Origin of the sequence: Bradyrhizobium oropedii, assembly GCF_020889685.1 — a bacterium.
Classification (GTDB): Bacteria; Pseudomonadota; Alphaproteobacteria; order Rhizobiales; family Xanthobacteraceae; genus Bradyrhizobium; species Bradyrhizobium oropedii.
Genome location: NZ_JACMYO010000117.1, coordinates 1 through 19,585, shown reverse-complemented (window position 1 = coordinate 19,585; position 19,585 = coordinate 1). Strand labels below are relative to the sequence as shown.

Here is a 19,585-nt window from a genome sequence, read left to right as displayed (position 1 = left end):
CGGGGACGTCAGAGCATGAAGCCGCCGTCGACGACCATGTCGACGCCGGTGGTGAATGCGGCTTCGTCGCTTGCAAGATAGACCGCCATGGCCGCGATTTCCTCAGCGGTACCGAGCCGGCCCATCTTCTGCCGGGCGACGAACTTCTCGCGTCCGTCCGGGCCTGCCGCGGCCGCGCGCTCGAGCATCGATGGCGTCTCGACGGTGCCGGGGCAGATCGAGTTGCAGCGGATACCCTGGGTGATGAAGTCGAGCGCGACCGCGCGCGTCAGCAGCGAAACGGCCGCCTTCGACGCGCTGTAGACATAGCGGTTGGCCGGCGGCCGCAACGCCGCGCAGGATGAAATGTTGACGATGCTGCCGCCTCCGCCCGCCAGCATCGCGGGCAGGAACGCCTTGATGGTCCGGTGCATCGATTTGACGTTGAGGTCGAACGAGAAGTCGAAGTCCTCGTCCGAGCATTCCAGAATGGTGCCGTGATGCACGAAGCCCGCCGCGTTGAGTAGGATGTCGATCTTTCCGACGCGCCCGGCGAAGCTGTTGACGTCAGCCGTGCTGCGAACGTCGAGCCGAGTGGTCTCGGCGATGCCGTCCTTGCCGAGCGTGGCGATGCCGCTCTCATTGATGTCGGTGGCGATCACCGTGGCGCCTTCACGCGCGAATGCGATCGCGCACGCACGCCCGATGCCTGCCGCTGCGGCGGTGACGACGGCGCGCTTTCCCTTCAGTCGATTGGACATTCATATCTCCCAGAGTTCGCCTTGATTCTTGCTTCGTCATTGCGAGCGAAGCGAAGCAATCCATTCCTCCGCTGCGGAACCATGGATTGCTTCGTCGCTTTGCTCCTCGCAATGACGTCGAAGCGTCAGTGATTGTCGCGCGCCACGCCGACCTTGCCGGCGATGTCGTGGTAGCGCGTCGCGAGCTCGAGGCAGGCGCCGGTCGCGTGCTGGCCGACGGTCTGGCGGTAGAGCTCCTGCCACGGCGTCTGGTTGGCCGGGTGCGGGAAGCCGCCCTTGGCCTTCAGCTCGGCGCGGCGGGTGCGCAGCTCATCCTCCGAGATCATGATGTTGGCGCTGCCCTTGTTGAGGTCGATGCGCACCTTGTCGCCGGTCTTCAGGATCGCGAGCCCGCCATCGGCGGCGGCCTCCGGCGAGGCGTTGAGGATCGACGGTGAGCCCGAGGTGCCCGACTGCCGGCCGTCGCCGATGCAGGGCAGGGACAGGATGCCGCGTTTGATCAGCGCCGCCGGCGGCTGCATGTTCACCACCTCGGCGCCGCCGGGATAGCCGATCGGACCGGTGCCGCGGACGAACAGGACGCAGTGCTCATCGATGTTGAGCGCGGGATCCTCGATCCGCGCGTGATAATCCTCCGGGCCCTCGAACACGATGGCGCGGCCCTCGAAGGCGTTGAGGTCCTTCGGGTTGGACAGATAGCGGTCGCGGAATTCCTTCGAGATCACGCTGGTCTTCATGATCGCGGAATCAAACAGATTGCCGCGCAGCACGAGGAAGCCGGCGTCCTTCACCAGCGGCTTGTCGTAGCCCCAGATCACGTCGCCGTCGGGCTTCGCCGCTTCCTTGCAGTTCTCGCCCATGGTGCGGCCGTTGACGGTGAGCGCCCCTTCATGGATGCGCTTGTGCTTCATCAGCTCGCGCACCACCGAGGGCACGCCACCGGCGCGGTGATATTCCTCGCCGAGATAGAAGCCGGCCGGCTGCATGTTCACCAGCAGCGGTATGTCATGGCCGTATTTCTGCCAGTCGTCGATCGACAGCTCGACGCCGACATGGCGCGCCAGCGCGTTGATGTGGATCGGCGCGTTGGTCGAGCCGCCGATCGCGGAGTTGACCACGATGCAATTCTCGAACGCCTCGCGGGTCAGGAAGTCGGACGGCTTGAGGTCCTCCCAGACCATGTCGACGATGCGCTTGCCGGTCTCGTAGGCGATCTGGCCGCGCTCGCGATAGGGCGCCGGGATCGCCGCGCAGCCCGGCAGCGAGAAGCCGAGCGCTTCCGCGAGCGAGTTCATGGTCGAGGCGGTGCCCATGGTGTTGCAATGGCCGACCGAGGGCGCCGAGGAGGCGACGATCTCGAGGAACTGCTCATAGTCGATCTCGCCCGCGGCGAGCCGCTCGCGCGCCTTCCACACCACGGTGCCGGAGCCGGTGCGCTGGCCCTCGTGCCAGCCGTTCAGCATCGGCCCGCCCGACAGCACGATCGCCGGCAGATTGACCGTTGCCGCCGCCATCATGCAGGCCGGCGTGGTCTTGTCGCAGCCGGTAGTCAGCACCACGCCATCGAGCGGATAGCCGAACAGCACCTCGACCAGGCCGAGATAGGCGAGGTTGCGGTCGAGTGCCGCGGTCGGGCGCTTGCCGGTCTCCTGGATCGGATGGGTCGGAAACTCCATCGCGATGCCGCCGGCGGCGCGGATGCCCTCACGGACGCGGTGCGCCAGCTCGAGGTGATGCCGGTTGCAGGGCGACAGATCGTTGCCGGTCTGGGCGATGCCGATGATCGGCTTGCCCGACTGCAATTCCTCGCGCGTCAGGCCGTAATTGAGGTAGCGCTCGAGATAGAGCGCGGTCATTCCCGGATTGTGCGGGTTGTCGAACCATTCCTGGGAGCGGAGCCTGCGGCCCTTGCCCTTTGTGGTCTCGCCTGCGGCGCTGTGCCCGTTGGTGTGGGGTTTTGTCATCTGTTTCTCCCGCAATGCAAACTCTTGATGGGCCCATTCAAGGGCTCTGGTTCAGCGTTGTTCTACCTCGCGCAAATCGTCGCGCATTACAAACCTCGACGATCACGCAGTGGTGTTTCGGTGGATGGATTGGACCTTAGTTGAAGGGACTTGGTTGCGCTACCATTTTGTCATTTTTCGCTTCCCTTGTGACAGGCAGGTGTCGGGCGGATGTCAGCCGCGTCGCGCCGAGCTTTGTCGCTCCATGACACTGAAGCCGAGATCGACAACGGGCTCGGTGGGCCGGCGGCCCTCCAGCGTCTCGATCACCATCGCGGCAGCGTTCCTGCCCATTTCGTAGCGGTTGGTGCGCACGCTGCTCAGCGTCGGCTCGCTCGACGCCATGAATTCGAGGTCGTTGAAGCCGACGATCGCCATCTGCTCCGGCACCGCCATGTGCCGGCGCTTGCATTCGAACAGCGCGCCGAGCGCAAGGTCGTCATTGACGCAGAATACTGCGTCGATGTCAGGCGCCTTGGCGAGCAGGTCGGCAAACAACGTCCCGCCCAATGTCACCGAGGTCGGAATTGCCGTGGTGACAATGATCTGCGGATCGAACAGTGCAGCGTCGGTCATCGCGGCGCGATAGCCGTCGAGCCGGCGCTGCACCCGTGGATCCATCCGCGCGCCGAGGAAGCCGATCCGGCGGTAACCCTGTGCAAGCAGATGGCCGATTGCCGCTTTTGCGGCGTCAAAATGCGAGAATCCGATCATCATGTCGATCGGGGTGGGCCGAGCTCCATGATCTGGACGATCGGGCAATCGACCGTCTCCATGATGGCCCGAGAATCGGCAGTCTGGTTGATCCCGGTGACAATGAGACCAGCCGGCTTCTGCGCCAGAAAGAGACGCAGCAGGCGCTCTTCCTGCAGGATGCTGTAGCGGGTGTTCGCGAGCTGGATGCTGTAGCGGCTGCCGTCGAGCGCGTCATAGATGCCGCGCAGCACGTCGGAGAACACGTTGTTGGTCAGCGACGGGATCAGGACACCGATCACCTCGGTGCGCTGCGACGCAAGCGCGCGTGCCGCGAGATTGGGCACGTAACCGAGCTCTTTTGCCGCACTTTCGACCCGTGCGCGTTTGCCGGCCGAGAGCGCGTCCGGATTCCTGAAGAAGCGTGAGGCCGTAATCGGGCTGACACCGGCGAGCTTCGCAACTTCGGCGAGCCGGATCTTGCCTGGCGTGATGCGCTTTCGGGCCATTTGCCGCTCATATCACGACGTTCGTCGCAGACAAACCGATATTGACAGCGCTACCAAGCGATTGCTATTCGAACGATTGCCAAAACCGGATAAACTGCGGACAATAAACTCAGTCCAACAGTGCCGCGCACCCAGTGCGGTCGGAACAAAACAGAGCGGTGGCGGCACTCGTCGTATGCCGTCGGGAATTTGAGGAGGGAAGTGGATGTCGTCGGTCCAGATTCGCGACGTGCGGAAATCGTTCGGTAATTTTGAAGTCCTGCACGGCGTGTCGATCCCGATCGAGGACGGCGAATTCGTCGTTCTGGTCGGCCCCTCCGGCTGCGGCAAGTCGACCTTGCTGCGCATGCTGGCGGGGCTCGAGAACATCACCTCGGGCACGATCTCGATCGGCGACCGCGTCGTCAACAATGTCCAGCCGAAAGAGCGCGACATTGCGATGGTGTTCCAGAATTACGCGCTCTATCCGCACATGACCGTCGCCGACAACATGGGCTTCTCGCTCAAGCTGCGCGGCGCCAAGCCCGAGGAAATCTCGACCGGCGTCAAGCGCGCCGCCGAAATCCTCGCGCTGACCCCGTTGCTCGACCGCTATCCCCGCCAGCTCTCCGGCGGTCAGCGCCAGCGTGTCGCCATGGGCCGCGCCATCGTGCGCGATCCGCAGGTGTTCCTGTTCGACGAGCCGCTCTCGAACCTCGATGCCAAGCTGCGCGTGGCGATGCGCACCGAGATCAAGGAGCTGCACCAGCGGCTGCGCACCACGACCGTCTACGTGACCCACGACCAGATCGAGGCCATGACCATGGCCGACAAGATCGTGGTGATGCATGACGGCATCGTCGAGCAGATGGGCTCTCCGCTCGAGCTCTACGACACGCCGGCGAACCAGTTCGTCGCCGGCTTCATCGGCTCGCCCGCGATGAATTTCCTCAAGGGCAGCGTCAAGGTCAACGGCGCGGCCTATTTCGAGGGGCCGAACGGCGTCAAGCTGCCGCTGAAATCGGCGCCGGCCAATTCCGACGGCAAGCCCGCCGTCTACGGCGTGCGGCCCGAGCATTTCACCATCGCCGATGACGGCGCCGAGGCCGAGATCGTGGTGGTCGAGCCGACCGGCTCCGAGACCCAGGTGTTCGCCAAGCTCGGCGGCGAGCAGGTCGTCGCCGTGTTCCGGGAGCGCCATCTGTTCAACCCGGGCGACAAGGTTCGGCTCAAGCCGGATCCCGCGCTGGTTCATCTGTTCGACGATTCGACGGGGAAGCGACTGGATAGCTGACACCCGCGCCCGCACGTCTCGTCAGTGCATCATTTCGACCGGGGTTTCGGCCGTCACGCAAACGGCGGGGATCATTTCTAAGCAACAACCAAAAATCGGGAGAGAATTGCCAATGTCCATGTTCAACACCGACCGCCGTTCGCTGCTCAAGGGCGGCGCCACGATGCTGGCCGCCGCGGCGACGATGTCGAGCGATCAACTGCTCGGCTATGCCAAGGCCTGGGCCCAGACCTCGCAATGGAAGCCGGAGCCGGGCGCCAAGATCAATCTGCTGCGCTGGAAGCGCTTCGTGGAAGCCGAAGACGTGGCCTTCATGAAGATCGTCGATGCCTTCCAGAAGGCCAACAACGTCACGATCAACGTCTCCAACGAATCCTACGACGATATTCAGCCGAAGGCGTCGGTCGCGGCCAATACGGGGCAGGGCCTCGACATGGTCTGGGGCCTCTATTCGTTGCCGTTCCTGTTCCCGAGCAAGTGTGTCGACGTGACCGATGTCGCCGATTATCTCGGCAAGAAGTCCGGTGGCTGGGCCGATTCCGGCAAGGCATACGGCATGCTGAACGGGAAGTGGATCGGCATTCCGGTCGCCGCCACCGGTGGCCTCGTCAACTATCGTGTCGCGGCCATGGAAAAGGCCGGCCACAAGGAGTTCCCGAAGGATATCGCCGGCTTCGCTGATCTGGTGAAGGGCATGAACAAGAACGGCACCCCGGCCGGCATGGCGCTCGGCCACGCCTCGGGCGACGCCAACGGCTGGCTGCATTGGGCGCTGTGGGCGCATGGCGGCAAGTTGATCGACAAGGACAACAAGGTCGTCGTCAATTCGCCGGAAACCGCGAAGTCGCTCGAATACGTCAAGGGCCTCTACGACAATTTCGTGCCGGGCACCGCGTCGTGGAACGACAGCTCCAACAACAAGGCGTTCCTTGCCGGGCAGCTGCATCTCACCGTCAACGGCATTTCGATCTATGTCACGGCGAAGAAGGAAAATCCGCAGATCGCCGAGGACATGAATCACGCCCACTTGCCGGCCGGTCTCGACGGCAAGACGCGGGAGCTGCATCTCGGCTTCCCGATCCTGATCTTCAGCTTCTCGAAATATCCGCAGACCTGCAAGGCGTTCACGGCCTTCATGCTGGAGCCGGATCAGTTCAATCCGTGGATCGAGGCTGCGCAGGGCTACCTGTCGCACTTCCTGCTCGACTACGACAAGAATCCGGTCTGGACGGCTGACCCGAAGACGACGCCGTATCGGAGCGTGGCCCAGACCGCGTCGACCCCGGCGGGCGAAGCGCAGATGAGCGAAAACGCCGCTGCCGCGATCGCCGACTTTGTCGTCGTCGACATGTATGCGAACTACTGCACCGGACGTGAAGATGTGAAGACCGCGATGGCTTCGGCCGAACGCGCGGCCAAGCGCATCTTCCGCTAGGTGACGGCCGGCGCGGCAAGCCGCGCCGGCTCCAGTCCATAGGCGATCCGAGGTGACGCACGATCCAAAACCGGTCGCGCGTCACCATCCGATTCGGAGTTGAGAGCGAATGAGCACTGTCCAGACATCGATGCCGGCGCAAGCTGCCGCGGCAGGCGAGCCGTCACTTTGGTCCCGGCTCAGCGGAAACCGCAATTGGGCAGCGTTCTGGTTCATGTTGCCGACGGCGGCGTTCCTGATCCTGTTCCTGGCCTATCCGCTCGGCCTCGGCGTCTGGATGAGCTTCACCGACGAGCGCATCGGGCGCGCCGGAGCCTTTGTCGGCATCGAGAACTACCAGTGGCTATGGGATGACTCGATCTTCTGGCTGTCGGTGTTCAACACCTTGTTCTACACGCTGATCGCCAGTGCCATCAAATTCGCGATCGGGCTCTATCTCGCGCTGCTGTTGAACAGGCACATGCCGTTCAAGGCGATCATCCGGTCGATCGTGCTGATCCCGTTCATCGTGCCGACCGTGCTGTCGGCGATCGCGTTCTGGTGGATCTACGATTCGCAGTTCTCGATCATCTCCTGGTCGCTGATCAAGCTCGGTCTGATTCACAGCAACATCAACTTCCTCGGCGACACCGAGTGGGCGCGGGCGAGCGTGATCTTCGCCAACGTCTGGCGCGGCGTTCCGTTCGTGGCGATCACGCTGCTGGCCGGCCTGCAAACGGTCTCGCCATCGCTCTATGAGGCCGCCACGCTCGACGGCGCGACCAGCTGGCAGCGCTTTCGCTTCATCACCTATCCGTTGCTGACCCCGATCATCGCCGTCGTGATGACCTTCTCGGTGCTGTTCACCTTTACCGACTTCCAGTTGATCTGGGCGCTGACCCGCGGCGGCCCGGTCAACGCAACCCATCTGATGGCGACGTTGAGCTATCAGCGCGGCATCATCAGCGGGCGGCTCGGCGAGGGCGCCGCAATCGCCACCGCGATGATTCCTTTCCTGGTGGCGGCCATTGCCATTTCCTGGTTCGGAATGCAGCGCCGCAAATGGCAGCAAGGATCGAACAATGACTGATTCAACCTTGCAATCGAAGGCCGCGGCCACCGCCGCCGGCGACGACACCGAGGGCATGAGCTATCTGGAGTCGCTGCCGCGGCGTCTGGTTACGCTTTATCTGCCGCTGTTCCTCATCCTGGTGGTGCTGCTGTTCCCGTTCTATTGGATGGTGCTGACGTCCATCAAACCGGACGAGCAGCTCATCGACATGGAGAAGTTCAACCCGTTCTGGGTGGTTCATCCGACCTTCAAGCACATCAGCAAGCTGCTGTTCGAGACGCAGTATCCGCGCTGGCTCTGGAACACGATGTATGTCGCGGTCGGTGCGACGTTCCTGTCGATCGTCGCCAGCGTGCTGTCGGCCTATGCGATCACGCGGCTGCGCTTCAAGGGCGCGGAGGCTGTCGGCGTCCTGATCTTCTTCGCTTATCTGGTGCCGCCGTCGATCCTGTTCATCCCGCTGGCCTCGGTGATCCAGGCCTATGGGCTGTTCGATTCACCGCTGTCGCTGATTCTGGTCTATCCGACGCTGCTGATCCCGTTCTCGACGTGGCTCTTGATGGGCTATTTCAAGACTATCCCCTATGAGCTCGAGGAGTGCGCCCTGATCGACGGCGCGACACGCTGGCAGATCCTGGTCAAGATCATCGTGCCGCTGGCGGTGCCCGGCCTGATCTCCGCCTTTATCTTCTCGTTCACTCTGTGCTGGAACGAGTTCATCTATGCGCTGACATTCCTGCAATCGACACCGAACAAGACGGTGCCGGTTGCCATCGTCAATGAATTCGTCGACGGCGATATTTACAAGTGGGGATCGCTGATGGCGGGGGCGCTGGTCGGCTCGCTGCCGCTGGTCATTCTTTACGCCTTCTTCGTTGAGCACTATGTCTCGGCGATGACGGGCGCCGTGAAGGAATGAGTGCGCAAGGCCCGCGGCGGAATTCGAAGAACAAGACAAGAAAAGGAGCACGGTCGTGCACATTCTGATTTTGGGCGCCGCCGGCATGGTCGGCCGCAAGCTGACCGAACGTCTGTTGCGCGAGGGTCGCCTCGGCAAGCAGGACATCAGCAAAATGACCCTGCAGGACGTGGTTGCGCCGGCCAAGCCCGCGAACGCCTCGATTCCGGTCAATGTCGTCGCATCCGATTTTGCCGATGCCGGCGCCGCCGCACCGCTGATCGCCGAGCGCCCCGATGTGATCTTCCATCTTGCCGCGATCGTCTCGGGCGAGGCGGAGGCCGAGTTCGACAAGGGTTACCGGATCAATCTCGACGGCACACGCTATCTGATCGACGCGATCCGCGCCATCGGCGGCTACAAGCCGCGGCTGGTGTTCACGTCCTCGATCGCGGTGTTCGGCGCGCCGTTCCCCGAGAAGATCGGCGACGAGTTCTTCCACACGCCGCTGACGAGCTACGGCACCCAGAAGTCGATCTGCGAGCTCCTGATCAACGATTATACCCGCAAGGGCCTGCTCGACGGGATCTCGATCCGCCTGCCGACGATCTGCGTGCGTCCGGGCAAGCCGAACAAGGCGGCGTCCGGCTTCTTCTCCAACATCATCCGCGAGCCGCTGGCGGGCGAGGAGGCGGTGTTGCCGGTCTCCGAGGACGTGCGGCACTGGCATGCCTCGCCGAAATCGGCGGTCGGCTTCCTGGTCCATGCCGGCACCATGGACCTCAACGCGATGGGGCCGCGGCGCAATCTCAGCATGCCCGGGATGTGCGTCTCCGTCGGCGAGCAGATCGCATCGCTGGAGCGTGTTGCCAGCAAGAACGTCACCGCGCGGATCAAGCGTGTGCCCGATCCGACCATCATCAGCATCGTCTCGGGCTGGCCGCGCGATTTCGCCACCGACCGCGCGCTGAAGCTCGGCTTCACCACGGCCGAGAAAACGTTCGACGACATCATCCGCATCCATATCGAGGACGAGCTCGGCGGCAAGTTCGCCGCCTGAGTAAATCTGCGCTAGCGCGGCTCATGAGATGACCAGGGTTGCCAGCATCGGCGAATGCATGATCGAGCTGCGCCAGGCCCCCGGCGGCCAGCCCGGCGGACTGTATTCGCGCTCCTATGGCGGCGACACGCTCAACACCGCGGTCTATCTGTCCCGGCTCGGCGTCCACATCGACTACATCACGGCGCTCGGCGATGATGCGCTGAGCGATGAGATGATCGCGGGCTGGGCAAGCGAAGGCATCGGCACCAAGCATGTCGCGCGATTGGCGGGCAAACTGCCGGGACTCTATCTGATCCAGACCGACGACAGGGGCGAGCGGCGCTTCTTCCATTGGCGCGACGGCGCCGCCGCGCGTGAGCTGATGGATCTGCCTGATACGGATGATCTCCTGAACTCGCTCGCGACGTACGACCTCGTCTATCTCTCGGCGATCACGCTTTCGATCCTGCGCGAGGACGGTCGGGAACGGCTCATGGCGGCGCTCAAGCGTGCGCGATTGCTCGGCACACGGTTCGCTTTCGACACCAATTTCCGTGCCCGCGGCTGGCCGGACCTGAATGTTGCGCGGAAAGCTTTCAGCAGCGCGTTCGAGGCGGCCGATATCGTGCTTGCCTCGACCGAGGATCTGGCGCCGCTCTATCCCTGCGAGAGCAACACGGCGCTGCTCGCCGGCATTTCGAGCCCCGAGGTGGTGCTGAAGCTGGCCGAGCCGGCCTGCATCGTGCGCTCTTCCGGCGGAACGCGCGAGGTGAGGGCGGAGCCGCTGCCCAAGCCGGTGGTCGATACCACGGCGGCCGGCGACAGTTTTGCTGCGGCTTACCTCGCCGCGCGGCTCGGCGGCGCCGAGCCCGAGGAGGCGGCGCGCGTCGGCCATCGCCTCGCCGGTGTCGTCGTGTGCTATCCCGGCGCGATCATTCCGCGCTACGCCATGCCGCCGAAGAAGGCGCCTCGTCCCCCACCATCCCGCAAGGCCTCGCAATGAAAACGACATCAAAGCAGGACCAGATTGCCGAGTTGATCCGCCAGGCCACCGTCATCCCGGTGCTGACCATCGAGCGGCTCGCCGACGCGGTGCCGCTCGCCAGGGCGCTGGTCGCGGGCGGCGTGCGGACGCTCGAGGTGACGCTGCGGACGGCGGTCGCGGTCGATGCAGCCAAGGCCATCATTGCCGAGGTGCCCGATGCGGTGGTCGGTATCGGCACCATCCTCAATGGCGACGATCTGGCGCGCGCCGAGGCGCTCGGCGCCAAATTCGGCATCAGCCCGGGCGCGACGCCCGAGCTGTTGAAGGCGGTCTCCGCCAGCAAGTTGCCCTTCGCGCCGGGGATCGCGACCGCCTCCGAGCTGATGCAGGCGCTGGCGCACGGCTTCGACGTCGTCAAATTCTTCCCCGCCGAGCAGGCCGGCGGTATCAAGGCACTGCGGGCTCTTGCCGGTCCATTCCCGAACGTCAGGGTCTGCCCGACCGGCGGGATCGGCGAGGCCAATGCCGCGACCTGGCTGGCCGAGCCCAATGTGCTGGCGGTCGGCGGCTCCTGGCTGTGCCCGGCCGCCGACATCCGCGCCGGCAACTGGGCGGGCATAACCGCCATGTGCGCCAAGGCGATGAAAACGCTGAAAGCCGCCTGAAGATACGCTACATAACTCCCGAACAGGAACAGGGAGATACGGCCATGACAGCAGCCAGCATCGTCGGTTGGGCGCACACGCCATTCGGAAAGTTTGACGCGGAGACCGTTGAAGGTCTCGTCGTCAAGGTCGCCAACGAGGCGCTCGCCGATGCCGGCATTGCCGCCTCCGATGTCGACGAGATCATGCTCGGCCATTTCAACGCCGGCTTCTCGCCGCAGGATTTCACGGCCTCGCTGGTGCTGCAGGCCAATCCGGCGCTGCGTTTCAAGCCGACGACGCGCGTCGAGAACGCCTGCGCCACCGGATCGGCCGCGGTGCACCAGGGCATCCGCGCCATCGAAGCGGGCGCCGCGAAGATCGTGCTGGTGGTCGGCGTCGAGCAGATGACGAAGACGCCGGGCCCGGAGATCGGCAAGAACCTCTTGAAGGCATCTTATCTGCCCGAGGACGGTGACACCGTCGGCGGCTTCGCCGGCGTGTTCGGCAAGATCGCGCAGGCCTATTTCCAGAAATACGGCGACCAGTCGGACGCACTGGCGATGATCGCCGCCAAGAACCACAAGAACGGCGTTGCCAATCCCTACGCGCAGATGCGCAAGGATTTCGGCTTCGAGTTCTGCCGCGCCGAGAGCGAGAAGAACCCGTTCGTCGCCGGTCCCTTGAAGCGCACCGATTGCTCGCTGGTCTCCGACGGCGCTGCCGCGCTGGTGCTGACCGATGCCGAGACTGCGAAGACCATGGGCAAGGCGGTGAACATCCGCGCTACTGCCCATGCACAGGATTTCCTGCCGATGTCGAAGCGCGACATCCTGCAGTTCGAAGGCTGCACCACCGCCTGGCAGCGCGCGCTGCAGAAGGCCGGCTTGCAGCTCTCCGATCTCTCCTTCGTCGAAACGCATGACTGCTTCACCGTCGCCGAACTGATCGAATATGAAGCGATGGGCCTGACGCCGAAGGGCCAGGGTGCCCGCGCGATCATGGAAGGCTGGACCCAGAAGGACGGCAAGCTGCCGGTTAATCCGTCCGGCGGCCTCAAGGCCAAGGGCCATCCGATCGGCGCCACCGGTGTCTCCATGCACGTGATGAGCGCGATGCAGCTCACGGGGCAGGCGCCCGAGGGCATGCAGCTCAAGAACCCGCAGATCGGCGGCATCTTCAACATGGGCGGCGCCGCCGTCGCCAACTACGTCTCGATCCTCGAGCCGGCCAAGTAGCTTGAACATTGCCGAATGGCTGGCAGCGACGGCGCGGGCGCGTCCCGATGCGCCGGCGCTGCTGACCGGCTTCGACCTCGACGCCGACTATGCAACCTTTGTCCGCCGCGCCGCTTCGATCGGGGCTGCGCTGGCGCGTGATCACGGCATTGCCGCCGGCGACCGCATCGCGCTGTATGCGACGAACTGCACGCAATATCTCGAATGTCTCTACGGCATCTGGTGGATCGGCGCCGTCGCGATCCCGATCAATGCCAAGTTGCACGGCCGCGAGGCGGCGTGGATCTGCCGCAATGGCGGTTCCAAACTCGCGTTCGTGTCCGATGACACGATCGGTGCGCTGACCGAAGCGAAGGACGACTGCCCCGCCGGCATGACCATGCTGTCGGTCGACAGCGAAGCGTACAGGGCCATGCGAAGCGGTGAGGGGCCCCGTGCGCCGCTGCCGCGCGAGAGCAACGATCTGGCCTGGCTGTTCTACACGTCGGGCACGACAGGCCGTCCCAAGGGCGTGATGCTCAGCCACGGCAATCTGGTTGCGATGTCGCTGTGCTATCTCGCCGACGTCGATCCGGCGACGCCGCACGATGCCTCGCTCTACGCCGCGCCGATCTCGCATGGCGCCGGCCTCTATAATTTCCCGCATGTCCGGATGGGCGGCAGGCACGTCGTGCCGGAGTCCGGCGGCTTCGATCCGGACGAGGTGCTCAATCTCGGCCGCCAGCTCGACAATGTCGTGATGTTCGCCGCACCCACGATGGTGCGCCGCCTGGTCGATGCAGCGAAGAAGCGCGGCGAGAACGGCGAGGGGCTGCGCACCATCATCTATGGCGGTGGGCCGATGTACACCGCCGACATCACCGATGCGATGGCGACGATGGGCCAGCGCTTCGTGCAGATCTACGGTCAGGGCGAGTCGCCGATGACCATCACGGCGCTGTCGCGCGACTGGCATCGCGCGAGCGATCATCCGCGCTATCTCGAACGGCTGGCCTCGGTCGGGTCAGCGCAGAGCGTCGTCACCGTGCGGATCACCGACAAGGACGGCACGCCGCTGCCCGCCGGCGAGACCGGCGAGATCGAGGTCAAGGGCGCGACCGTGATGCTCGGCTACTGGAACAATCCCAAGGCCAATGCCGAGACGCTGAAGGACGGCTGGCTGCGCACCGGCCGATGTCGGCCGGCTCGACGCCGACGGCTTCCTTACGCTGTCGGATCGCTCCAAGGACGTGATCATCTCCGGCGGCACCAACATCTATCCGCGCGAGGTCGAGGAAGCCCTGCTGACCCATCCCGATGTCAGCGAGGTCTCGGCCATTGGTGTGCCGGATCCGGAATGGGGCGAGATCGTCGTCGCCTGCGTCGTGCTGGAGGACGGTGCCGCGGCCGACGACGGCAAGCTCGACGCGCATTGCCTTGCCTCGATCGCCCGCTTCAAGCGGCCGAAGCGTTATGTCTATCTCGATGCACTGCCGAAGAACAACTACGGCAAGGTGCTGAAGACCGCGCTGCGGGAGATGTTGGCCAAAGGCATTGGCTAAAAGGCATGGGCTAAAGCGCGATGAGGAGGGGTTGAATCGAAAACATCGAAAACAACCCCATGCACAGTAGGGATTGGGGTCACTCATGCGGTTAAGGGATAGGCCATAGCCTTCCGTCGCGCTAAGCTGGCTGCGCCTTGTCACCGGGAGAACGGACCATGGGTATCGAGACGTCCCTGTCGCTGTCGGAAGTGAACGATCGCATCGCGATACTCCGGGACAATATCAGGCAGCTGATCGAGCAGGCCGCAGGCGCAGCCGGCGCCGAAGTCGAGGAGCGCATCGCCGAGCGCCTCGAGCAGCAGAATGCGGAACTGGAAAAGCTGCTGGCGGCGCGCGAGGCGATGACGGGGCAGTAACTGACATCGGGGGCGGTGGGCATGCTTCGCCTTGCCTGCTGTTCCGCCGCGCGGAAGCGGTCCGGCCACCGCCGCGCATACGCCCATACGCCGGGCGCAGCTTGATCTCGGCAGAGACCTCCCGTTACTAGCTCCGTAACCACTACATCCGGGAGCGAACAGGACAATGGGACCACTGCAAGGTATCAAGGTCGTGGATATGACGACCGTGCTGATGGGACCCTATGCCACGCAGATGCTTGGCGATTATGGCGCCGACGTCATCAAGGTGGAATCGCCTGACGGTGATGTGACGCGGCAGATCGGTCCGACCCGGCATCCCGGCATGGGGCCGGTGTTCCTCAACACCAACCGCAGCAAGCGCTCGGTCTGCCTCGATCTGAAGAAGCCGGCGGGGCGCGAGGCCGTGCTGCGGCTGATCGCGAAGGCCGATGTGCTGGTCTACAACGTGCGGCCGCAGGCGATGGCGCGGCTGCAACTCGGCTACGACGTCGTCGCCAAGGTCAATCCGCGGCTGATCTATGCCGGCGTGTTCGGCTTCGGCCAGGAGGGGCCGTATGCCGCCAAGCCCGCCTATGACGATCTGATCCAGGGCGCGACCGCGCTGCCGGCGCTGATGGCGCAGACCTCGGACGGCGTGCCGCGCTACGTGCCGAATGCGCTGGTCGATCGCATCGTCGGCCTCACCGCGGTCGGCGCGATCTGCGCGAGCCTCGTGCATCGCGACCGCACCGGGCAGGGCCAGCGCGTCGACATTCCGATGTTCGAGACCATGGCCGGCTTCGTGATGGGTGACCACATGGGCGGGCTGACCTACGATCCGCCGCTCGACAAGGGCGGCTATGCCCGCCATCTGTCGCCGGACCGGCGGCCGTACAAGACCCAGGACGGCTATATCTGCGTGATCGTCTACAACGACAAGCAGTGGGAGAATTTCTTCAAGGCGACCGGGCGCGACGACCTGCGCAACGATCCGAAATTCGCGACCTTCGCCGGCCGCGCCACCAATATCGACGTCGTCTACGCCGAGCTCGCGCGCATCCTGTTGACCAAGACCACAGCTGAGTGGAACCAGATTCTCGAGAAGGCCGACGTGCCTGTGATGCCCATGCACGATCTCGAAAGCCTGCTGGAGGACCCGCACATGGTCGCGACCGGCGTCTTCCCTGTGGTCGATCATCCGACCGAGGGCCGGATCCGCAGCATGACGACGTCGGCGCGCTGGTCGGAGACCAAGGTCGAGCCGAGCCGGCTGGCGCCGCGGCTCGGCGAGCACAGTGCGGAGATTTTGCAGGAGGCGGGTTTCTCCGCTGACGAGATCGCGGCGATGGTACGCGAGGGCGCTGCCAAAGCGGTGAAGGCATAGGAGCACGACAGATGGATTTCGCACTCTCCGCCAACCAGGAATCGATCCGCGACGCCGTCGCAAAAATCTGCTCGCGCTTCGACGAGGCCTACTGGTTGAAGAAAGACAAGGAGGGCGGCTATCCGGCCGACTTCCATCGCGCGCTGGCCGATGCCGGCTGGCTCGGCATCTGCATCCCCGAGGAGTATGGCGGCTCCGGGCTCGGCATCACCGATGCCGCAATCATGATGCGCACGATTTCGGAATCCGGTGCCGGCATGTCCGGTGCATCCGCGGTGCATATGAACGTGTTCGGGCTCAATCCGGTGGTGGTGTTCGGTACCAAGGAGCAGTGCCAGCGCATGCTGCCGCCGATCATCGACGGCCGCGACAAGTCCTGCTTCGCGGTCACCGAGCCCAACACCGGCCTCAACACGACGCAGCTCAAGACCCGCGCGGTGCGGCAGGGCGACAAATACATCGTCAACGGCCAGAAGGTGTGGATCTCGACCGCGCAGGTCGCCAACAAGATCCTGCTGCTCGCGCGCACCACGCCGCTGGAGGAGGTGCGCAGCCCGACCCACGGGCTGAGCCTGTTCTACACCGATTTCGACCGCAAGCGCGTCACCGTGCACGAGATCGAGAAGATGGGCCGCAAGCCGGTCGACTCCAACGAGCTGTTCTTCGAGAATTTCGAGATCCCGGTCGAGGACCGCATCGGCGAGGAGGGCCGTGGCTTCGAATACATCCTGCACGGCATGAATCCCGAGCGCATCCTGATCGCGGCGGAAGCCGTCGGCCTCGGCCAGATCGCGCTGAAGCGGGCGTCGGAATATGCCAAGGGCCGCATCGTGTTCAACCGGCCGATCGGCATGAACCAGGCGATCCAGCATCCGCTGGCGAAATGCTGGATGGAGCTCGAGGCCGCCTGGCTGATGGTGCTGCGCGCCGGCTGGCAATATGACCAGAACCTGCCCTGTGGTCCGGCCGCGAACTCGGCGAAATATCTCGCCGCGGAAGCCGGTTTCCACGCCTGCGAGCAGGCGGTGATGACCCATGGCGGCTTCGGTTATGCCAAAGAATATCACGTCGAGCGTTATCTCAGGGAATCGCTGATCCCGCGCATCGCGCCGATCAGCCCGCAGCTCATCCTCAGCTTCATCGGCGAGAAGGTGCTCGGCCTTCCGAAGTCGTATTGATGAGGGTAACCAATGTCTCCGCTTGTCATTCCGGGGCGGCGCGAAGCGACGAACCCGGAATCCATAACCACCATCGTGAGTATGGATTCCGGGCCTGCGCCTGGCGGCGCATCCCGGAATGACGAGGGGAGGGAGTAACGCCATGAGCTTCGTCACCGGCGTCGGCCTCACATCCTACGGCAAGCATGAGGGCCTGTCCTCGCTCGACCTGATGAGCAAGGCGGCCGAGCTTGCGATCTCCGATGCCGGGCTGAAGCGCTCGGAGATCGACGGCATCCTGTGCGGCTACTCCACGGTCTCGCCGCATATCATGCTGGCCACCGTGTTCGCCGAACACTTCGGCATTCGTCCGTCCTACGCTCACGCCGTCCAGGTCGGCGGCGCCACCGGGCTTGCGATGACCATGCTGGCGCATCACCTGGTCGACGCCGGTGTCGCAAAACACGTGTTGGTGGTCGGCGGCGAGAACCGGCTGACCGGGCAGAGCCGCGATGCGTCGATCCAGGCGCTGGCCCAGGTCGGGCACCCCGATTACGAGGTGACGCTGGGGCCGACGATCCCGGCCTATTACGGCCTGGTCGCGACCCGCTACATGCATGAATACGGGCTCACGCAAGAGGATCTCGCCGAGTTCGCGGTGCTGATGCGCAAGCACGCGCTGACGCATCCCGGCGCGCAATTCCACGAGCCGATCACGGTTGCCGACGTCATGGCATCGAAGCCGGTGGCGATGCCGCTCAAGCTGCTCGACTGCTGCCCGGTCTCTGATGGCGGTGCGGCCTGCGTGATCAGCCGTGAGCCGACCCGCGAGCGGCGGGTTCGCATCCGCGGCTGCGCCCAGGCGCACACCCATCAGCACATCACGGCCGCACCCGCGTTGAGCGAACTCGGCGCGGAGATTTCGATCGCGAAAGCGAAAGCGGCGTCGGGCATAGCGATCTCGGACGTGCGTTACGCCGCGGTCTACGACAGCTTCACGATCACGCTCACGATGCTGTTGGAAGATCTCGGCCTCGCGGGGCGCGGCGAGGCGGCGGCGCGGGTGCGCGCCGGCTATTTCAACGGGGATGGCGAAATGCCGCTCAACACCCATGGCGGCCTGCTCAGCTATGGCCATTGCGGCGTCGGCGGCGCGATGGCGCATCTGGTCGAGACCCATCTGCAGATGACCGGCCGCGCCGAAAATCGTCAGGTGCGCGACGCTTCGGTGGCGCTGCTGCACGGCGACGGCGGCGTGCTGTCGTCGCATGTCAGCATGTTCCTGGAGCGCGTGCGATGAGTGGACCGATCGCCGACTGGACCAAGGGCGCCGAAGCCATCGCCTATCAGACCTGCAACGCCTGCGGCGCGCGGCAATATTTCCGCCGCAGCTTCTGCGCGGCCTGCGGCTCGCCCGATCTGGCCGAGCATCGCGCGAGCGGGGCAGGGACGGTGTATGCGACATCGCTGGTCTGCCGCGCGGCGACACCGGAGACCCGGGCGCATGTGCCCTACAACATCGTGCTGGTCGATGCCGACGAGGGCTTTCGCCTGATGGCCCATGGCGACAACGACCTCGCCATCGGCGACAAGGTTTCGGCGCGCTTCACGCTATTTGCGGGACGGCTGGTTCCGTATTTCGCAAAGGCGAAATGAGGGGCCGAACGATCCGGTCAGAACGCGAAACCAGGCTGATCCAGATCACTCTTGCCCCTCGAGTTGCGGATCATTTTGGGCATGATCTTTCCGAAAACCGCTACACACTTTTCGGGATCATGCCTCAGTGCCAATAAAAGACAAAGCTGGCGATGACGAGCATCGCCGTCACCGCCAGCATTTGCGCAAGCGCTTCCGAGGCCGCCCTCTTGGTGGCTTCCTTCATGCGTTTCCCCTAGACTTGGGCGTGACTCATCGTTGCGCGGATTGCGCGCTCGACGGCCAGATTTTTTACTCGGAACACCCCGCGTCGAGCATCCGCCTTGATGAGTCCCCACTCAGCGAATATCGACTGTGTCAGGGTTGTCTCGGAATGCGGCGGCAATTTGACTCGCGCGTGTTGCTCCTGCGACGGTCGGCGGATACTGTTTCGGAACCCGATAGAAACGACAGCAAGATCAAGGTTAGGAAATGGCCCGTATCGACTATTCGGATCCCGCAAAGGCTAGCCCGCGCACCCGCGAGATCCTCGACAAGAACCGCAACGCCAACATCTTCCGCATGATGGCGCATTCGCCGAGTTACTTTGAGCAGTACTGCCGGCTCGGCGGCGCGATCCGTCACAAGGGTGAGCTCGATCCCATCGTGCGCGAGCTCGCGATCACGCGCACCGGCATCCTCTGCGAGGCGCCGTACGAGATCGTCGCGCACAAGCGCATCGGCAAGAATGTCGGCGTCACCGACGAGCAGAACGCAGCGCTGGAGAACTGGCAGTCCGCGACGTGCTTCAACGAGGTGCAGCGCGCGGCGCTGACCTTCACCGACGAGATCGTCAAGCTGAAGAAGCCGACGGATGCGACCTTCAAGGCGATCGCCGCGCTGCTGATGCCAGCCGCGCTGATCGAACTGCAACTCTCGGTCGGCTTCTACATCATGACGTCGAAGTTTCTCGAGACGTTCGAGATCGACATGCAGCCGGTGACGGAAGTGGTGAG

The 19,585-nt window shown here is 64.2% G+C and carries 16 protein-coding genes and 2 pseudogenes; 15 read left to right on the top strand and 3 right to left on the bottom strand.

What is annotated here, in order from left to right; translation table 11 throughout:
* Nucleotides 1-8: 8 nt before the first annotated feature.
* The 3 genes and pseudogenes from H8A95_RS27840 to gntR all read right to left on the bottom strand — a co-directional run bounded on the left by H8A95_RS27840 (nucleotide 9) and on the right by gntR (nucleotide 3,945).
* Complete coding sequence (locus tag H8A95_RS27840; protein WP_229186113.1) at nucleotides 9-740, bottom strand: SDR family oxidoreductase; 732 nt, start codon at nucleotides 738-740, stop codon at nucleotides 9-11.
* Between the two features lie 125 nt (nucleotides 741-865).
* Complete coding sequence (locus H8A95_RS27835) at nucleotides 866-2,704, bottom strand: IlvD/Edd family dehydratase (protein ID WP_163152665.1); 1,839 nt, start codon at nucleotides 2,702-2,704, stop codon at nucleotides 866-868.
* A gap of 213 nt (nucleotides 2,705-2,917) precedes the next feature.
* Nucleotides 2,918-3,945, bottom strand: a pseudogene (gntR, locus tag H8A95_RS27830) (HTH-type transcriptional regulator GntR).
* A gap of 205 nt (nucleotides 3,946-4,150) precedes the next feature.
* Between gntR and H8A95_RS27825 the strand changes: the two are divergent.
* The 15 genes and pseudogenes from H8A95_RS27825 to H8A95_RS27755 form a co-directional block, all read left to right on the top strand.
* Nucleotides 4,151-5,218, top strand: a complete 1,068-nt coding sequence (locus tag H8A95_RS27825) for an ABC transporter ATP-binding protein (protein WP_229186112.1) — start codon at nucleotides 4,151-4,153, stop codon at nucleotides 5,216-5,218.
* A gap of 112 nt (nucleotides 5,219-5,330) precedes the next feature.
* Nucleotides 5,331-6,653: an ABC transporter substrate-binding protein gene (locus H8A95_RS27820; protein WP_229186111.1), complete on the top strand. Its 1,323-nt coding sequence runs from the start codon at nucleotides 5,331-5,333 to the stop codon at nucleotides 6,651-6,653.
* Nucleotides 6,654-6,762: 109 nt separating this feature from the next.
* The gene (locus tag H8A95_RS27815; protein ID WP_229186110.1) at nucleotides 6,763-7,722 is read left to right on the top strand and encodes a carbohydrate ABC transporter permease; all 960 of its coding nucleotides are present in this window, start codon (nucleotides 6,763-6,765) and stop codon (nucleotides 7,720-7,722) included.
* Nucleotides 7,715-8,623 (top strand): carbohydrate ABC transporter permease, encoded by a 909-nt coding sequence (locus tag H8A95_RS27810; RefSeq protein ID WP_229186109.1) that lies wholly within the window; start codon nucleotides 7,715-7,717, stop codon nucleotides 8,621-8,623. The genes H8A95_RS27815 and H8A95_RS27810 overlap by 8 nt, the downstream gene beginning before the upstream one ends.
* 55 nt (nucleotides 8,624-8,678) lie before the next feature.
* Nucleotides 8,679-9,662, top strand: coding sequence for a D-erythronate dehydrogenase (gene denD / locus H8A95_RS27805; RefSeq protein ID WP_229186108.1), 984 nt, complete (start codon nucleotides 8,679-8,681; stop codon nucleotides 9,660-9,662).
* A gap of 28 nt (nucleotides 9,663-9,690) precedes the next feature.
* A complete protein-coding gene (locus H8A95_RS27800; protein ID WP_229186107.1) occupies nucleotides 9,691-10,647 on the top strand; it encodes a sugar kinase in 957 nt (318 codons plus the stop codon).
* On the top strand, nucleotides 10,644-11,294 hold the full coding sequence (gene eda, locus H8A95_RS27795) for a bifunctional 4-hydroxy-2-oxoglutarate aldolase/2-dehydro-3-deoxy-phosphogluconate aldolase (protein WP_229186106.1): 651 nt from the start codon (nucleotides 10,644-10,646) through the stop codon (nucleotides 11,292-11,294). The genes H8A95_RS27800 and eda overlap by 4 nt, the downstream gene beginning before the upstream one ends.
* A gap of 44 nt (nucleotides 11,295-11,338) precedes the next feature.
* Entirely contained in the window at nucleotides 11,339-12,511 is a 1,173-nt protein-coding gene (locus H8A95_RS27790; protein WP_229186105.1) for an acetyl-CoA acetyltransferase, read from the top strand.
* Nucleotide 12,512: 1 nt separating this feature from the next.
* A pseudogene (locus tag H8A95_RS27785) lies at nucleotides 12,513-14,052 on the top strand (class I adenylate-forming enzyme family protein).
* Nucleotides 14,053-14,210: 158 nt separating this feature from the next.
* A complete protein-coding gene (locus H8A95_RS27780) occupies nucleotides 14,211-14,411 on the top strand; it encodes a hypothetical protein (protein ID WP_229186104.1) in 201 nt (66 codons plus the stop codon).
* A 166-nt stretch (nucleotides 14,412-14,577) separates the two neighbouring features.
* Nucleotides 14,578-15,777, top strand: a complete 1,200-nt coding sequence (locus tag H8A95_RS27775) for a CaiB/BaiF CoA transferase family protein (protein ID WP_229186103.1) — start codon at nucleotides 14,578-14,580, stop codon at nucleotides 15,775-15,777.
* Between the two features lie 11 nt (nucleotides 15,778-15,788).
* Nucleotides 15,789-16,955 carry an acyl-CoA dehydrogenase family protein gene (locus H8A95_RS27770; protein ID WP_028344637.1) on the top strand — a complete coding sequence of 389 codons (1,167 nt, stop codon included), beginning with the start codon at nucleotides 15,789-15,791 and terminating at the stop codon, nucleotides 16,953-16,955.
* Between the two features lie 142 nt (nucleotides 16,956-17,097).
* Complete coding sequence (locus H8A95_RS27765; RefSeq protein ID WP_229186102.1) at nucleotides 17,098-18,234, top strand: thiolase family protein; 1,137 nt, start codon at nucleotides 17,098-17,100, stop codon at nucleotides 18,232-18,234.
* Nucleotides 18,231-18,590, top strand: a complete 360-nt coding sequence (locus H8A95_RS27760; protein ID WP_229186101.1) for a Zn-ribbon domain-containing OB-fold protein — start codon at nucleotides 18,231-18,233, stop codon at nucleotides 18,588-18,590. Before H8A95_RS27765 ends, H8A95_RS27760 begins: the two co-directional genes overlap by 4 nt.
* Before the next feature lie 471 nt (nucleotides 18,591-19,061).
* Nucleotides 19,062-19,585 (top strand): carboxymuconolactone decarboxylase family protein (locus tag H8A95_RS27755; RefSeq protein WP_229186100.1); only part of this gene is annotated, 524 nt, incomplete at its 3' end.

Coding starts and splice junctions, on each gene's coding strand:
- H8A95_RS27840 (WP_229186113.1), bottom strand. CDS start 740: ATGTCCAATCGACTGAAGGGAAAGCGCGCCGTCGTCACCGCCGCAGCG.
- H8A95_RS27835 (WP_163152665.1), bottom strand. CDS start 2,704: ATGACAAAACCCCACACCAACGGGCACAGCGCCGCAGGCGAGACCACA.
- H8A95_RS27825 (WP_229186112.1), top strand. CDS start 4,151: ATGTCGTCGGTCCAGATTCGCGACGTGCGGAAATCGTTCGGTAATTTT.
- H8A95_RS27820 (WP_229186111.1), top strand. CDS start 5,331: ATGTCCATGTTCAACACCGACCGCCGTTCGCTGCTCAAGGGCGGCGCC.
- H8A95_RS27815 (WP_229186110.1), top strand. CDS start 6,763: ATGAGCACTGTCCAGACATCGATGCCGGCGCAAGCTGCCGCGGCAGGC.
- H8A95_RS27810 (WP_229186109.1), top strand. CDS start 7,715: ATGACTGATTCAACCTTGCAATCGAAGGCCGCGGCCACCGCCGCCGGC.
- H8A95_RS27800 (WP_229186107.1), top strand. CDS start 9,691: ATGACCAGGGTTGCCAGCATCGGCGAATGCATGATCGAGCTGCGCCAG.
- eda (WP_229186106.1), top strand. CDS start 10,644: ATGAAAACGACATCAAAGCAGGACCAGATTGCCGAGTTGATCCGCCAG.
- H8A95_RS27790 (WP_229186105.1), top strand. CDS start 11,339: ATGACAGCAGCCAGCATCGTCGGTTGGGCGCACACGCCATTCGGAAAG.
- H8A95_RS27780 (WP_229186104.1), top strand. CDS start 14,211: ATGGGTATCGAGACGTCCCTGTCGCTGTCGGAAGTGAACGATCGCATC.
- H8A95_RS27775 (WP_229186103.1), top strand. CDS start 14,578: ATGGGACCACTGCAAGGTATCAAGGTCGTGGATATGACGACCGTGCTG.
- H8A95_RS27770 (WP_028344637.1), top strand. CDS start 15,789: ATGGATTTCGCACTCTCCGCCAACCAGGAATCGATCCGCGACGCCGTC.
- H8A95_RS27765 (WP_229186102.1), top strand. CDS start 17,098: ATGAGCTTCGTCACCGGCGTCGGCCTCACATCCTACGGCAAGCATGAG.
- H8A95_RS27760 (WP_229186101.1), top strand. CDS start 18,231: ATGAGTGGACCGATCGCCGACTGGACCAAGGGCGCCGAAGCCATCGCC.